We start from the raw sequence: 12,840 nt of genomic DNA on the forward strand, positions 1-12,840 counted from the left end.
TCGAGTTCGAGTCCTCACGTCGCCTCCGCTCCCCGCACGATCCGCAGCGCCCACCACATCCCCAGCCCCTCCAGCACGCCCCCGACGGCCAGGCACCCGATCCCCGCCCCGGTATGCAGCAGCACCCTCAATGGTTCGGCCCCCATGGCGGCACCGAGCAGCAATCCGAGAGCCGGCAGACCGGCGAGCATCACCACCGTCGAGCGAGCACCCGACAACTGCGCACGCAGATCGGCACGTTGGTCGCGCTCGGCCCGCAACGCCCCTTCCAGCCGATCAAGTCCGGCAGCGAGCCCCGCACCCTGGTCCACGGCCACCCGCCAGCACGCCGCCAGACCCGACAGGCCCTCGGCCCCCGGCTGCCGTGCCGCGGAGGAGAGGGCGCCCGTCACATCCCCGCCGAACCGTGCCGCCGCCAGCACCGCGGCCTGCGCCTCCCCGAGCGCACCGGAGTCCCACGCCGCCCGCAGCAACGCCTCACCCGGCTGCCGCCCGGCCCGCACCTCCCCGGCGAGCGCCCCGCACAGCGCAATCACCGCGTCCCCGCGACGCTCCCGTGCCCGCCTCGCCTCCCGGGCCAGCCGTACCCGCCGCAGCACCGGCACCCCGGCGGCCCCCGCGACGACCGGCAGCACCGACGACCCCAGCACCGCCAGCACCAACCCGATGACAGGCGCCCACCACTCGGCCCGCAACCGCCCGCGAAGCCGCCGCAGCTCCCGAACCATCTGCCACCAGTCGGGCGGCCCGGCGCCCACAGACCCACCGCCCGCGAGCAACAACTCCGCCCGTCGCGCCCCGGAGTTCCACCCACCCAGCAACCAGACCGCCGCCCCGAGGCAAGCCACGGCAGCGCCCAACGACATCTCACCCATCCGGATCACCCACACCCTTCACACCTGCACAACCCTCACGTCCCGCGCCCCTCACGACCGCCATCCCTCACGAATTCGCGTCCCTCACGTCGCCGCGCCTTTCCCGAGTTCGCACTCCCACGACCCCCGCCAACCCCTCACGACCGTCCGCCAACCCCGCGCGACCACCCGCCAGCCCCTCACGCCCCATGCCGCGCCCCCTCACACCTCCGCCCCGCGATCGCCCTCCTCCCGAAGCAGCCCCCGCAGCCGATCCCATCCCCGCTCGAACGCGAACCCCTCCGCGCCCCACCGCAGCGCCGGCACCGTCCGCACCAAGCCCGACGGGTCCCGCTCGAGGACATGCACCTCGGCGATCCGCCGCCGCCCGTTCCGGCCGCGCACGAGATGGAGTACGACCGACAGCGCGGCCGCCAACTGGCTGTGCAGCGCGGCCCGGTCGAGGCCGGCCGCCGTACCGAGTGCCTCCAGTCGGGCCGGCACGTCGGCCGCCGCGTTGGCGTGGACGGTCCCGCAGCCTCCCGGGTGAACGGCTAAACCATGCACGTACACTCACCGGGTGCCAGACCGGAGGGAACCCAGTGCCAACTGTCGTCATCTATGACCGCCTGAGCCGGCTCTTTGCTGAAGAGGCCCCGGACCACCGGATAGCCATCTGCAAGGCGTACGCGGCTCAGCGCGGGTGGGAAGTCGTCCACATCGCCACCGACACGAACGTCAGCGGAGCGAGCAAGCTGGAAGACCGCCCCGGCATGCGTGAGGTACTCGCCTGGCTTCCGCGCGCTGACTACGTGCTCGCCGCCAAGCTGGATCGCTTCGCCCGCAGCGTGCTGGAGTTTCAGCGGCTGCTCGACGCTGCCAAGGCAACCAAGGCAACCATCGTCACCGCCGATGGTGTCGTGTCGCCGGAAAACGCATCGATCATCATCAACGTGCTCGCGGCTTTCGCGGAGTACGAGCGCGACATGATCAAGGACCGGATCACGGCGAGCAAGGCGCACTTTCGCCAGTTGGGCAACCACCTGGGTGGGCTTGCCCCTTACGGCTACGCGGTCGCTGGCCCCACGAACAACAAACGATGGGTCATCGACGAGACAGCAGCAGCGATTATCCGCGATTGCGCCGACCGGATGGTCAACCACGGCGCGACACTGACAGGGCTAGTCCGTGAGCTGAATGAAGCAGGTGTGCTGCCTCCCGCTGAGCACGCACGCCAGCGAGATGGCCGGAAGCTGCGCGGGCAGGTCTGGCACACGACCACCCTGCGGGACGTCCTTTACACGCCTGCCGTCCGTGGCTGGGCCGTGCAGGCAACCCCGGGCACCCGCCGCAGCGCGCTGACGAATCAGCCGGTCATGGACGCTGAGGGCAACCCCCTGAGCGCTGGTCCGGCGATCCTCGATGCTGAGACATGGTCCGCCGTCCGCGCCGTCATAGACGGGAAGTCTGTGGGCCGTGGCAAGGCACGGGAGGGAAAGGCTCTACTCCTGCACGTCGCCCGCTGTTCGCTGTGCGAGGGACCCATGTACAAGCAGCGCCGGACAGTCAGCGGCAAGGACTACTCGCCGTACGTCTGCCCCAATGGTGTCGGCAAGCACGGCACGCACGCACCGAACGTGGTCACCGGCCGGTACGTCGAAGAGCACGTGACTGCCGACTTCCTGAAACGCTTCGGGTCGTTCGCCCTCATGCGCTGGGTGGAGCCTGACGGCAGCGCTGTGCTTCAACTGGCAGACGTCACAGCACAGTTGGACAACCTCTCGGCCAGCATCCCCCACCTGCCCGCTGGCGGCCGGACGTGGCGCCTGGCCATGGACCAGATTGCAGCGCTGGAAGCCCGCGAAGCTGAGTTGCGTAGCGAGGCCGATCACGCTGTAGGCCGCTGGGAAGACACAGGGTCGACCGTGGCCGACGAATGGAAGCGGCGGAATGACGCTGGGCGGCGCTCTCTGCTCGCCGATCTGGGGGCGACCGTGACCGTGACTCCACTGGCGCCCGGCAAAGCCCGCAGGTTCGATCCTGAGCGCCTCGCGGTGGACTACGCCGGTCCTGCGTGGGTGCGCGAGCAATCGCCCGCTGAGGCAGCGCTAGAGGCGCTCGCGCTGGAAGAGGAGCTGTCGGCATGAGTACACGTGAGCAGCGGCTGGCGGAGCTGGAAGCCAAGTGGGACGCCGACGATGCAGCCCTGTGCCGTCTCGCCGAATGGCGGTGCTTGGAACGGACGCTGGAGGCTCTGTATCGCGCCGTACGGGCTGGTGACACGTCCGTGTACACGAAGACCCGAATCACTCGCCTGGAAGCCGTACAGGCCGCTCTACTGGGTTCGCCCGAGGCGCTCACCCGTTAGTCCCTGAGCGTCTTACAGCCCCGTCTGGCCCCTGTGGACCGGCGGGGCTTTCTCATGCCCGGAGCGTCACGTCGACCCCTCCTTCATGCGCGCCTCTGCCATCAACCACTGGCACACGATCTTCAGCTTCATCGACTGGTACAAGGAAGCGCACAACACGTCCTGCAACCGCCCGGCGAGCGCATCCACACCAGGCACCCGCCCGCTGGCCCCGTCCACCATGGGACTGTCCGTACTCGGCCCCTTGCTGGGACTGGCCTCCGCCGCCCTTCTGCGCTTCGCCTCCGTCTACCGGGCGTTCGACTCGCTCGTAGTCGTTCGAGGCAGCGAGCAGCACAGGCACTCGCCGCCCCACCCCGATCCAAAGAACACGGCGGAATCACGGAGGACGACACCATGACCATTGACCTTTCGACCCTTGACGATCCGGCATACGACGCCGCAATTCGCTCCCTGCTAGCCGTTGGAGGCTTCAGCGCACATGGCAGAGGTACCCGCCTGCTGGACGCCCCAGGAGCCGAGGAAATCAACCGGGACAGCGTGCTGCGGGTGGCGTACCTGCTCACACAGGGCGTGGCAGTCAGCAGCGAGGGAGGGCCGTGGCAGGTACTCGGTTCCGGCGGTTCCGTGATACAGCGCGGTTTGTGGGACGGACTGCCCTTGCCTAAGCGCTGCCACCTGACAGGCGACTTGCGCGGGCACGTTGAGTCTTACGGCACCTACAAAATCAACTACCGGCAGTGCAAGGTCTGCGGGGACAGCTTTTCCACCCGCCGACCGGTGCGCGTGATAGCTCGCTGGCCTGAGATGTGCTCGGACACGTGCCGGAAGGCTCGGGATGCCGCCAGGAAGCGCAAGCGGTAACAGCGCGGAGGGCAACTACACAGCCCAAAAACCATCTGACCTGCACTGTTATGAAACTAGATCTGTTGTTACCGATCCCCATACTCCTATAGAGATCTAAGGGAAATAGGCGAACGGTAACGCCTCATTCAGTTTCGTTACGTCACAGCGAGGCAGGCCACCAGCCCTCCGAGAAAGCATGAGTGAGGGGGCGCATCGCCTCCCACCCAATCCCTTGGACTCACCATGATCGGATTCGGCAACACCCGGGAGTGCGAGGAGTGTCCCGAGTGGCTGACCGGTCGGCAAACCCGATTCTGCTCGCGCGCATGCCAGATGCGTTCCCGTCGCCGGAATGCCCCTCCGCCCGCTGAGAAGGTCTGCCGACTGTGCGGCGCGAACTTCCGCCCCCGACGGGGCAAGCAGACGTACTGCGATTACGACGAGGGTGCCAGCGCGGAATGCGCGGAGCTTCAGAACGCAGAGCACGAAGCCCAGTTCGACGCGCGCAACGCCCGCGAAGACGATCTCTGGTGCGCACAGTGCGGCGAATGGATGGAGTGGTCCGGCCGTGGCCGACCGCCCAAGTTCTGCGCACCACAGAGCCTCTAAACGCTCCTGACATACCCAATACCCGCGAAGGGTCTGCACGTCGCTCAGAACGGCGTACAGGCCCTTCGCCATGCCACCAGGAAGACACCCATGGACATTCACCGCCGACTACGTGAGCGCGACGCGCGCCTTACCCGGTTCGCGAAGCGCCACCCCAAAGCAGCCGCTGAAGTTGTCAACGCCCTTGCCCGCGTACGTCATTTGCGGGGCGAGCCTGATGAGTACCCGTGCCAAGGCTGCGCAACTGCGCCCGCTGAGGAATGGCAACTGGTTGAACTCTCGCGCCGTGAGGGTCCCGAATTCCTGCTCTACAGCGACGAACCAGAGCACTACTCGCCGTTCTGCTCACCCTGCGCGCTGGACGCCGAGGACGACCGGAACCAGCGTCTAGACCGCATCTGGGGTCGCACCCGCTGACCTGGGCCTAGCCCTCAGCCGGCTGGGATCTCGAATCTCTGGAGGAACACATGGCCACACCCGCCGACATGCCGCGCAAGCACATCCCCAAGAGCGCACGCACGCGCGTAAGCCTGGAAGCCGTCATTACTGCACTAGCTGAATCCATCGAGCAGGACGGCGAGTCCATCGACATTGACGCCGTAGTGACTCTGACTCGGCTTACCGATGCCACAGCGAAGCTCACGGACGCACAGGCCCGCTACACCGAGGCGCTTAACCAGCGTCACGCTCAGCGCGCTACACAGCAAGGGGCAGACCGTTGACGCGTAAGCGCAAGCCCCGCACTGCACATCTGCGCTGGGTAGCCCATGGCATTGCCACTGCCAAGCTGCGGCGCGAAGCCTGGGACCTTTCCACCCATGAGGCGTGCGAGCGCGCGTACTACGCCGTCTGGGAAATCCTCGAAATTCCCGCCGACTTGACCGACCAACAACTACAGCGCATCGGCGATTCCCTCTGGGGAGCCGTTCAGCGCGTAGCCACCGAAACCGAAAGGGGCGCGCAAGCGCATGACTGACAACCTCGCAATCACCTACACCGAAGCTGATATCAACCTAATCCCGCGCAGGCTCACGCTGCCCGAAGCGCTGACGAACGCCCTGGCCGACCGTGACAGCGCGTATGACGCTTACGGCGAGGCGCTGATCAAGTACGACGACGTTATCCGGCAGGACTACATCAAGGCTGCGCAAGAGCGCGACGCTGTAAATGCCCGCGCCGCTATTGCCTCTGGCGCCAATCCGGATGACGTACCGTCCGAAGTTGAGCGGGTTACAGCTCAGCGAGGCAGGGCGTTCGGCATCGTCAATGGGCTCGCGGAGCGTGTGCGCCAGTGCGACCGCGAAATCTACCGACAGTGGGTTGCTGCGCTGCCTCAGACCGAGGGCGAGCTATCTACCGCGCTGGATGCCGCCGAAGACGCCTACCGTAAGGCTGAGGACGCTTACCGGGCAGCGCGTGGCAATTTCTCCGCGCTCACTAACACGCTGGCGTATGTCTCGCTTATGCGTCGGGGCGTGGTCCGGTCACAGAGCGACATGCCGAGGTTTACACCGCATCGGGATAAGGATCTGGTTGAGTACGGCCGCGAGTATCTCGGCAACCTGGGTGTTGGGACCGATGCCAGCGTGGACAAGCAGCGCGTATTCGACAACGGCATTCCGCAGACGGTCTATCGGGCTAAGCCTGAGGCGCCGGCCGCCGACAAGTAGGCCTTAGCCGTCGAGTTGGGCCGGGGGTCACCTACCAAATTTCGTATCTGCCTCCGGCCCGCTGAGGAGCAATCACCGTGATTCGCCTGCGAGTTGCCTTTGGCCGCCAGTTCCACTACGACGGCGCCACACGATCCAGCGGCGAGGAGTTTGAGGGGCCGCTCGCGCTGCTGTCCACGGGCCTCTGTACGCCCGCTGACGGCGACTGGCGGGGAATCGTGCCCGGACAGCCTGAGACTGCGTCAGTGCCCCACACAGAGGCGCCTGGCGGCGTAGCCCATGAACCCTGCGACCCACCAGCGCGTAAGCCGGGCAAGGCGTATTCCGTCTGCACCGTGTCCGGTTGTGGCTGTCTAGTGGTCAGCGGGAAGTGCAAAGCTCATACCCGCTCGCGCAGTGATGGCCAGCGATACCGCGACAGCTATAGGGATTCCCGCCGTGCTCGCTGGGACCGAATGGCTAAGGCGTACCTGAGAGAGCATCAGCTATGCGCCAGCGAGGAATGCTCGGCGATCCCTGCGCCACTTCGCCCCGCTGCCACAGAGGTTGACCACATAGACGCACTAGGTCTCCAGGGTCCTCGCTGGGATGACCCAACCAACTGGCAATCGCTCTGTCATTCCTGCCATTCAGCCAAGACTGCGCGCGAATCCTTCGGCCGTTGACACGCACAGTGACCACCCCCCCCTGGGGAGGGACCCTTAATGATCATGGGACCGACAGCGCAGGGGAGGTCGCTCAGATGCGCGCTCGGGGGAAAATACGCAGCGTGTTCAAAAACGCCTGCTCGCAATCAATCCGTAACCGACCAAAGGTAACTCACCGTGGCCAATATCGAGAACCTACGCCGTGGCCGTTCGCGCCCCGGAGTTTCCCGCACGACCCTACCCGCTGAATGCACGCTGCCAGTCCCCCTACCGCCCGAGCGGGCAGCGGAATGGACTGACGGAATGATCGCCCGCTGGTCGTCTCTGTGGAATGGACCCAGCGCCAATCTGTGGGACGACGCCTGCATTGGCATGGTCGCGCTGCTGGTCGAGCTTGAGGCACTCGGGACTAACGTCAACGCAGCGCAATTGACCGAAGTTCGCCGGATTTCCGAGACGCTGCTTCTTACTCCCGGCTCGCTGTCTGCCGCAGGCTACGCGCTGCCAGGGTGGCCAGAATGAGCGCACGACGCCGAGCAATCGCAGCGCGAAATGCGGAGCCTGAGCCGGCATCTGGAAGGCCTCAATACGGCGCCTGGAATGAGCGTGACTCGTCCGGCTGGACCATTTGCCCGACCCATGATTTCGGCGTACAGCCCGGTACTTCCTGTCTGCGCTGTCGACTGGACGCGCGGAAGCTGTAGCGCTGACCACATACCACTTTCGTAGGTGCCCTGATTCGCCGAGAGGCTGAGCCGGGGCACCTTTCGTTTGCCCTGGAGACCACATTGACTCGCCTCAAGTCCCTTGACTGGCTAGGCGCATTCGCCCTTATCGCTGCACTCGTCGCCACAGCATCCGCTGAGTACGAGCTAGCCCGCGCAGTTGGCTTCGGCACCTTCACAGCGGGATGCGTACCTGCGGCCCTAGATGTCTATGCACTCCGCGCATTCGCTGTCCGGCGTGACGTATCCGCTGTGGTCGGCGCACTTATTCTGGTCAATGCGCTTGCGCATCTGGTGAGTTCGGGGCTGATTCCCGTATCCGTGCCGCTGGTTGTGGCTGTCAGCGCGATAGCCCCACTGGTTCTCTGGCGCGTGAAAGCCCTGAACGTCCCTGTACGCGCACCGGAGGGCCCGAAGGTGATTGGGGACCCTGAGCCGGCTCGCACCCCCTCAGAGAGCGGTACAGCCATTCCGGCGAATGCACCTGCGCTGAAGTCAGCGCCGAATGCAGACCTGTTGCTCGCATCTGCCCGCGCATTCGCTGAACAGGTACAGCGGGATGCGGGCAAGCCTCCATCGCTGCGCGAGCTACAGGCGCACTTCCGTATCGGGCAGGCACGCGCTCAGCGCATCCGCACGCAACTCGCCGGGGGTGCAGCGTGAGTGACTACATGGCCATGTCCGCCGAGGCGCTCAGTGCCCCTCTGTGGACGTTTCCCGCTGTCGACGTCCCCTTGGTCCAGCGTGCGCGCCGGAGAGTACTGGGCGCCGATCCTGAGACCTACGCGCATGTGCTCGCCCCTGAGGCCGATGAGCGCGTGACCGACTTCGCCGACACGGAGTAGCAAGAGCCCCGACCCTGGGACATCCTGGTGTCGGGGTTTTCCTGTTTCCCTGGACAGCGCTGCTACCGGCTCGGGATCATGCCGCCCATGGATGCGGGCATAGCGGCGGTACTTGGAGCGGTAGCCGGATCAGTCAGCGGTGTCATCGGCTCTATAGCGGCTGGAAGAGCACAGCGCGAAGGCGTCCGCATGACAGTGCGCGCAGAAGCCTTCAAGGAACGGCATCAGCCACGGCGTGACGCGTACAAGGAGTTTCTTCAGGTTCTACTCAACCTAGATGCTCGTCTCAATACGCCCGCGTACGAAGACTCAACAGCTGCGGAAGAAAAACAGCTCAGGAGTGACCTTGACGCGAGATGGATCGATTTAGTTTTGGTGGGGCCCGAGCCAATTACGGTTGTGGGGGCGGCAGTACGTACTAGTGTTGACGACATGATTGCCCACATGGGCACGTGCCGCCTCCTACTGCAAGATGCCCTCAAGGACTATGAGGACGAAGATGAAGGGGAAGCAGCTCGACAAGAGTACGAAGACGCAATAAACATGACTGATGAGTTCAGGAGCGGGCTAGCTGACTGTATCAACGTGTTTGGAGGCGTTGCCAGTAAGATTCTTGACAAAGACGGCACTGAGATGCCGCGATTCATCAGGTGGAAAGCCTGGAGGAGCAAACGCGCAGCAGCCAGGCGGTCGGCCAGCGAAGTCGCCTGAAGGTGTCACCCTGCGTCGTCGAGGGCTGGGACGTCTGGCGGCACATTAGCTCAGCACATCGATGGCCGAAGTGATCAGTGTGCGAGCGGCAGCGCCGTACGCCGCAAGGTCTTTCAGGTTGCCAAAGGCTTTGAGGTACAGCGCAACGTCACTCGGCTGGGTTTCCTTGATGGCTGCCGACAGCGTTTCGACATGCACCCGCTGACTATCAAAGATGGTGAACGTTTCGAGGGGCCATGACGTCCGGGGCGCCGTAAAGGGGATGATTCCCAGCGACACCGAAGGCAGCGCCATGACTGACAGCAAGTGACCAAGCTGCGCCGCCATCACTTCCGGGCTGCCGATCCTGTACCGCAAGACTGATTCCTCAACCAGGACAGCGAATCGGTGGTCACCTTCACGGATGACCTGCGACCTATTCATCCGCGCTGTAACGGCGTCTGCAACGTCGTCGGGTGTCCCTCGGAATCTGGCAATTGAGGTCAGCAGCGCCGTTGCATAGCCGGGCGTCTGGAAAAACCCGGGCACCACGTTCGAGCAGTAGACGTGAAACTGTCGAGTCTGCTCGTAGAGCGGTACGCCGGACTCCTGTAGCTGCCGCAGCCCCGTGCGCTGTAGTCGCTTCCACTGGACGTACATGGAATCTGCCTGGCGATTGGCCGCGATTAGGTCATCAGCCTGCGCCGGCGCTTCGCACGCAGTGCACCAGGCGCGAATATCGGTATCACTCGCTGGCGTTTTGGCATGCTCGATGCGCGACGACTTTGACTCACTCCACCCACAGCGGACAGCCAACTCACGCGCCGTAATCCCCGCGTCTAGCCGAAGCTCCCGCAGCCGAACAGCGATAGCTTCTCTGGCCTCTTGGGCCCGTGACGATGGAGACGACGACATGAGTTGGCTATACCTAGATCGTGTATTCGCTGTGTGGGGTTGCGCGCTGCCAGATGTCCTCAAACGCCGCAGTGCACGCCTTCAAAGTCTCGGCATCGCTGTTGAGTTCATCCGTGACGTGGCTGCCATCCCCCGCGAAGTGATGTATGCGGAGCAGGTTCCCGTCAAACAGCCAAAAGTCATTGGCGGGCATCAGGAGACTGATTGCCTTGCTGCGCGGCAGCCACCGAATCTCTTCGCCAGCGCTGACATTGGCTTGCGTTACGTAGTGTTCCCAGCGGATGTACTCGCTCACGGGCTCCGACACAACGCGCGCTCGGCGAACGACTACGCCACGTGCTACGGCATCCGCAATGGTCTGATGGAACGGATGCCACCAGGATTCGCGGTCGTCCCAGTTAACGCGCTCGCCACGCTGCCATGCTTCTAGCCTGGGATTGCTCCCGTAGTCGTCGCGCAGTTCCAAGTGCACTGCGGATTCACGGGTGTTGGCCAGTAGCTCACTGAACGGCGGAACGCTCGACGGCATCGCACGCTTCCCTGATCATCGGCACCATGCGCGCCGGAATCCTGATGACCTCTTCGCTGTCTGGGATCGACCCGTGAGCGGGCGTGTTGGCTTCGCAAGCCGCCTTCAGTTCAGGGCTCGCTTTCCAGCCTTGAAGCACTAGCTCTCCTGACTGCTCGTCAGCCCAAACGGTGGGGCAGTGCTCAAGGTCAGTGTCTGGGTCGATACCGACGAACCGTAGTGCCATCTCAGCCTCCGTCAGTGCGCGGTTTGCTTCGACTTGCACAGCCATCCTCTCGCCGTCTGCTGCACCGTCAAGACCACCTGCGGAATAACTGGCGTGCAAGCTCATGCAAGTTGCTGGAGTCGCTCGCTGCCTCAGTCGTTGACTGCTCATCCGAAGCGACGGAGGGGGCCAGACGTGAGCAAGCCGAGAACGTATCCGAGCGCGCCGGTTGATCTGCCGTTGGATCAGCGCCAGGACCCGGAACCTACGACCGGTTGCGATGTATGCCTTGCGCTGGACGTTCAGCGCACGGACGCAAGGATGCGCGGGGATCTCTCAAGGGTCACCGACTTGAACGTGGAGATTCGGCGTCACGCGCACGGGAAATGAGCGCACCGGTCCACCCCAAGCCACGCGCCGGACGAACGGGCGGGGAAGAGCCTTGGTCGCTCTGGAAGCACGGCGACCTATGCGGCTGCTGCGCTGGCCACCGTGAAATCTGGTGTGAAGGCTGCTGCGGATTCGGCGGCTGTCGGCGCTGTGGGTGGACCGAGCGGCTCCCCTGCCCCGTGTGTGTCGGCGGCCGTGCTGAGCCTGTGCGCTGGTGTTGAGACTGCCCCCGTCTGTGTGCCCTTCCCCGTGGCGCATGGGCGGGGGCTCTTCTGTGTGCACTGGTACCTATGTATGGTTGACCCGTTCATGCACCCTCGTGGCCGGTGTTCAACGCGGCCAACAGATGCACCACTTCGGGCCCTCGCACCTCGCCCACGACCAGCCGATCCGGCCGCATGCGCAGCGCCTGGCGCACCAGGTCCTCCAGGGCGACGAGCCCGGCGCCCTCCTGGTTGGCGGGTCTGCTCTCCAGCCGTACGACATGCGGGTGATCCGGCCTGAGTTCCGCCGAGTCCTCCGCGAGGACGATCCGCTCACCGGGCCCGACGAGCCCCAGCAACGCGCTCAGCAGCGTCGTCTTTCCGCTGCCGGTCCCGCCGCTGATCAGGAAGGACAGCCGCGCCTCGACCAGCGCTCGCAGGATCCGGTCCCCGCCCGGCGGCACTGTGCCCGCGCAGACCAACTCGTCGAGGGTGAATGCCCGTGGCCGTACGACACGCAGCGCCAGGCAGGTGCAGCCGACGGCCACCGGCGGCAACACCGCGTGCAGCCGGGTCCCGTCAGGCAGGCGGGCGTCCACCCAGGGCCGCGCGTCATCCAGGCGCCGCCCTGCCACCGCGGCGAGGCGTTGGGCGAGGCGCCGCACGGCCGCCGCGTCCGGGAAGGCCACGGACGTCAGTTCCAGGCCGCCGCCCCGGTCCACCCAGACCCGGTCCGGCGCCGAGACCAGCACGTCCGTCACGGACGGATCGGCGAGCAGGGGCTCCAGCGGGCCGCTCCCGACCAGCTCGGACCGCAACTGCTCGGCCGCCCCGAGGACTTCGGCGTCCCCCAGCACCCTGCCCTGCTCCCGCAAGGCCTGTGCGACCCGTGCCGGAGTCGGCTCGGCCCCGCTCTCGGCCAGCCTCTGCCGCACCCCGTCGAGCAGCCCCGCCGGCATGCCCACCCCTGCCGCCGGCCCCTCCACCGCCCACCGCGCGTCCGCCGACCCAGCCCGATCGGCTGACGCCCAGCGCACAACCGACGATCCGTCCCTGTCGGCCAACTCCCGCCGCCCGGCGCCCGAAATCGCCGTCTGGTCCAACAGCCGCCCCACGACAGCGCCGTTCGCCGTGTGGCCCGGCAGCCGCCTGGCCGCAGCTCCACTCACCGCACGACCCGCCGGCCGTCGCTCGGCAGCATCGCTCGCAGGTCCATCCGACGCCCACCGCGGCGTACCCCTACGGGCCCCATCACCCGACGCCCGGCCATCTGACGCCCTGCCGCCCGACGCCCGACCACCCGCCGCTCCGCCGCCCGCTCGCACCCCCGCAGACGACGCCCGC

The 12,840-nt window shown here is 65.7% G+C and carries 15 protein-coding genes and 2 pseudogenes; 11 read left to right on the plus strand and 6 right to left on the minus strand.

Annotation, left to right across the window (positions count from 1 at the left end; all coding sequences use genetic code 11):
- Nucleotides 1–14: 14 nt before the first annotated feature.
- Together OHT51_RS19485 and OHT51_RS19490 are read right to left on the minus strand one after the other, a co-directional pair.
- Nucleotides 15–875 carry a type II secretion system F family protein gene (locus tag OHT51_RS19485; RefSeq protein ID WP_328880207.1) on the minus strand — a complete coding sequence of 287 codons (861 nt, stop codon included), beginning with the start codon at nucleotides 873–875 and terminating at the stop codon, nucleotides 15–17.
- A 201-nt stretch (nucleotides 876–1,076) separates the two neighbouring features.
- A pseudogene (locus OHT51_RS19490) lies at nucleotides 1,077–1,403 on the minus strand (ATPase, T2SS/T4P/T4SS family); the annotation flags it as partial.
- A gap of 53 nt (nucleotides 1,404–1,456) precedes the next feature.
- Between OHT51_RS19490 and OHT51_RS19495 the strand changes: the two are divergent.
- The 11 genes from OHT51_RS19495 (at nucleotide 1,457) to OHT51_RS19545 (ending at nucleotide 9,275) form a co-directional block, all read left to right on the plus strand.
- Nucleotides 1,457–3,001, plus strand: a complete 1,545-nt coding sequence (locus OHT51_RS19495) for a recombinase family protein (protein WP_328880208.1) — start codon at nucleotides 1,457–1,459, stop codon at nucleotides 2,999–3,001.
- Entirely contained in the window at nucleotides 2,998–3,222 is a 225-nt protein-coding gene (locus OHT51_RS19500; protein ID WP_328880209.1) for a hypothetical protein, read from the plus strand. The genes OHT51_RS19495 and OHT51_RS19500 overlap by 4 nt, the downstream gene beginning before the upstream one ends.
- An 85-nt stretch (nucleotides 3,223–3,307) precedes the next feature.
- Complete coding sequence (locus OHT51_RS43370) at nucleotides 3,308–3,622, plus strand: hypothetical protein (protein WP_443052511.1); 315 nt, start codon at nucleotides 3,308–3,310, stop codon at nucleotides 3,620–3,622.
- Between the two features lie 1,145 nt (nucleotides 3,623–4,767).
- Nucleotides 4,768–5,094 carry a hypothetical protein gene (locus OHT51_RS19510; protein WP_328880210.1) on the plus strand — a complete coding sequence of 109 codons (327 nt, stop codon included), beginning with the start codon at nucleotides 4,768–4,770 and terminating at the stop codon, nucleotides 5,092–5,094.
- A 50-nt stretch (nucleotides 5,095–5,144) separates the two neighbouring features.
- Nucleotides 5,145–5,399: a hypothetical protein gene (locus OHT51_RS19515; protein WP_328880211.1), complete on the plus strand. Its 255-nt coding sequence runs from the start codon at nucleotides 5,145–5,147 to the stop codon at nucleotides 5,397–5,399.
- Nucleotides 5,396–5,653, plus strand: a complete 258-nt coding sequence (locus OHT51_RS19520) for a hypothetical protein (RefSeq protein WP_328880212.1) — start codon at nucleotides 5,396–5,398, stop codon at nucleotides 5,651–5,653. Before OHT51_RS19515 ends, OHT51_RS19520 begins: the two co-directional genes overlap by 4 nt.
- Nucleotides 5,646–6,347 carry a hypothetical protein gene (locus tag OHT51_RS19525; RefSeq protein WP_328880213.1) on the plus strand — a complete coding sequence of 234 codons (702 nt, stop codon included), beginning with the start codon at nucleotides 5,646–5,648 and terminating at the stop codon, nucleotides 6,345–6,347. Before OHT51_RS19520 ends, OHT51_RS19525 begins: the two co-directional genes overlap by 8 nt.
- Before the next feature lie 455 nt (nucleotides 6,348–6,802).
- Nucleotides 6,803–7,012, plus strand: a complete 210-nt coding sequence (locus OHT51_RS19530; protein ID WP_328880214.1) for an HNH endonuclease — start codon at nucleotides 6,803–6,805, stop codon at nucleotides 7,010–7,012.
- 285 nt (nucleotides 7,013–7,297) lie between these two features.
- On the plus strand, nucleotides 7,298–7,516 hold the full coding sequence (locus OHT51_RS19535) for a hypothetical protein (RefSeq protein ID WP_328880215.1): 219 nt from the start codon (nucleotides 7,298–7,300) through the stop codon (nucleotides 7,514–7,516).
- Between the two features lie 862 nt (nucleotides 7,517–8,378).
- Nucleotides 8,379–8,564 carry a hypothetical protein gene (locus OHT51_RS19540; protein ID WP_328880216.1) on the plus strand — a complete coding sequence of 62 codons (186 nt, stop codon included), beginning with the start codon at nucleotides 8,379–8,381 and terminating at the stop codon, nucleotides 8,562–8,564.
- 87 nt (nucleotides 8,565–8,651) lie between these two features.
- Complete coding sequence (locus OHT51_RS19545) at nucleotides 8,652–9,275, plus strand: hypothetical protein (RefSeq protein WP_328880217.1); 624 nt, start codon at nucleotides 8,652–8,654, stop codon at nucleotides 9,273–9,275.
- A 45-nt stretch (nucleotides 9,276–9,320) separates the two neighbouring features.
- Here OHT51_RS19545 and OHT51_RS19550 read toward each other — a convergent pair whose 3' ends face one another.
- The 4 genes and pseudogenes from OHT51_RS19550 to OHT51_RS19565 form a co-directional block, all read right to left on the minus strand.
- Nucleotides 9,321–10,169: a helix-turn-helix domain-containing protein gene (locus tag OHT51_RS19550; RefSeq protein ID WP_328880218.1), complete on the minus strand. Its 849-nt coding sequence runs from the start codon at nucleotides 10,167–10,169 to the stop codon at nucleotides 9,321–9,323.
- 13 nt (nucleotides 10,170–10,182) lie between these two features.
- Complete coding sequence (locus OHT51_RS19555) at nucleotides 10,183–10,698, minus strand: DUF6879 family protein (RefSeq protein WP_328880219.1); 516 nt, start codon at nucleotides 10,696–10,698, stop codon at nucleotides 10,183–10,185.
- Nucleotides 10,670–10,924: a hypothetical protein gene (locus tag OHT51_RS19560; protein WP_328884377.1), complete on the minus strand. Its 255-nt coding sequence runs from the start codon at nucleotides 10,922–10,924 to the stop codon at nucleotides 10,670–10,672. Before OHT51_RS19560 ends, OHT51_RS19555 begins: the two co-directional genes overlap by 29 nt.
- A gap of 682 nt (nucleotides 10,925–11,606) precedes the next feature.
- Nucleotides 11,607–12,455 (minus strand): annotated as a pseudogene (locus tag OHT51_RS19565) (TadA family conjugal transfer-associated ATPase); the annotation flags it as partial.
- Between the last annotated feature and the right edge of the window lie 385 nt (nucleotides 12,456–12,840).

It is taken from the genome of Streptomyces sp. NBC_00299 (assembly GCF_036173045.1).
Taxonomy (GTDB): domain Bacteria; phylum Actinomycetota; class Actinomycetes; order Streptomycetales; family Streptomycetaceae; genus Streptomyces; species Streptomyces machairae.

What these genes read in the sequence shown, in the direction of transcription:
- OHT51_RS19485 (WP_328880207.1), bottom strand. Translation starts at nt 875, where the DNA reads ATGGGTGAGATGTCGTTGGGCGCTGCCGTGGCTTGCCTCGGGGCGGCG.
- OHT51_RS19500 (WP_328880209.1), top strand. Translation starts at nt 2,998, where the DNA reads ATGAGTACACGTGAGCAGCGGCTGGCGGAGCTGGAAGCCAAGTGGGAC.
- OHT51_RS43370 (WP_443052511.1), top strand. Translation starts at nt 3,308, where the DNA reads ATGCGCGCCTCTGCCATCAACCACTGGCACACGATCTTCAGCTTCATC.
- OHT51_RS19510 (WP_328880210.1), top strand. Translation starts at nt 4,768, where the DNA reads ATGGACATTCACCGCCGACTACGTGAGCGCGACGCGCGCCTTACCCGG.
- OHT51_RS19515 (WP_328880211.1), top strand. Translation starts at nt 5,145, where the DNA reads ATGGCCACACCCGCCGACATGCCGCGCAAGCACATCCCCAAGAGCGCA.
- OHT51_RS19525 (WP_328880213.1), top strand. Translation starts at nt 5,646, where the DNA reads ATGACTGACAACCTCGCAATCACCTACACCGAAGCTGATATCAACCTA.
- OHT51_RS19530 (WP_328880214.1), top strand. Translation starts at nt 6,803, where the DNA reads ATGGCTAAGGCGTACCTGAGAGAGCATCAGCTATGCGCCAGCGAGGAA.
- OHT51_RS19535 (WP_328880215.1), top strand. Translation starts at nt 7,298, where the DNA reads ATGATCGCCCGCTGGTCGTCTCTGTGGAATGGACCCAGCGCCAATCTG.
- OHT51_RS19545 (WP_328880217.1), top strand. Translation starts at nt 8,652, where the DNA reads ATGGATGCGGGCATAGCGGCGGTACTTGGAGCGGTAGCCGGATCAGTC.
- OHT51_RS19550 (WP_328880218.1), bottom strand. Translation starts at nt 10,169, where the DNA reads ATGTCGTCGTCTCCATCGTCACGGGCCCAAGAGGCCAGAGAAGCTATC.
- OHT51_RS19555 (WP_328880219.1), bottom strand. Translation starts at nt 10,698, where the DNA reads ATGCCGTCGAGCGTTCCGCCGTTCAGTGAGCTACTGGCCAACACCCGT.
- OHT51_RS19560 (WP_328884377.1), bottom strand. Translation starts at nt 10,924, where the DNA reads ATGGCACTACGGTTCGTCGGTATCGACCCAGACACTGACCTTGAGCAC.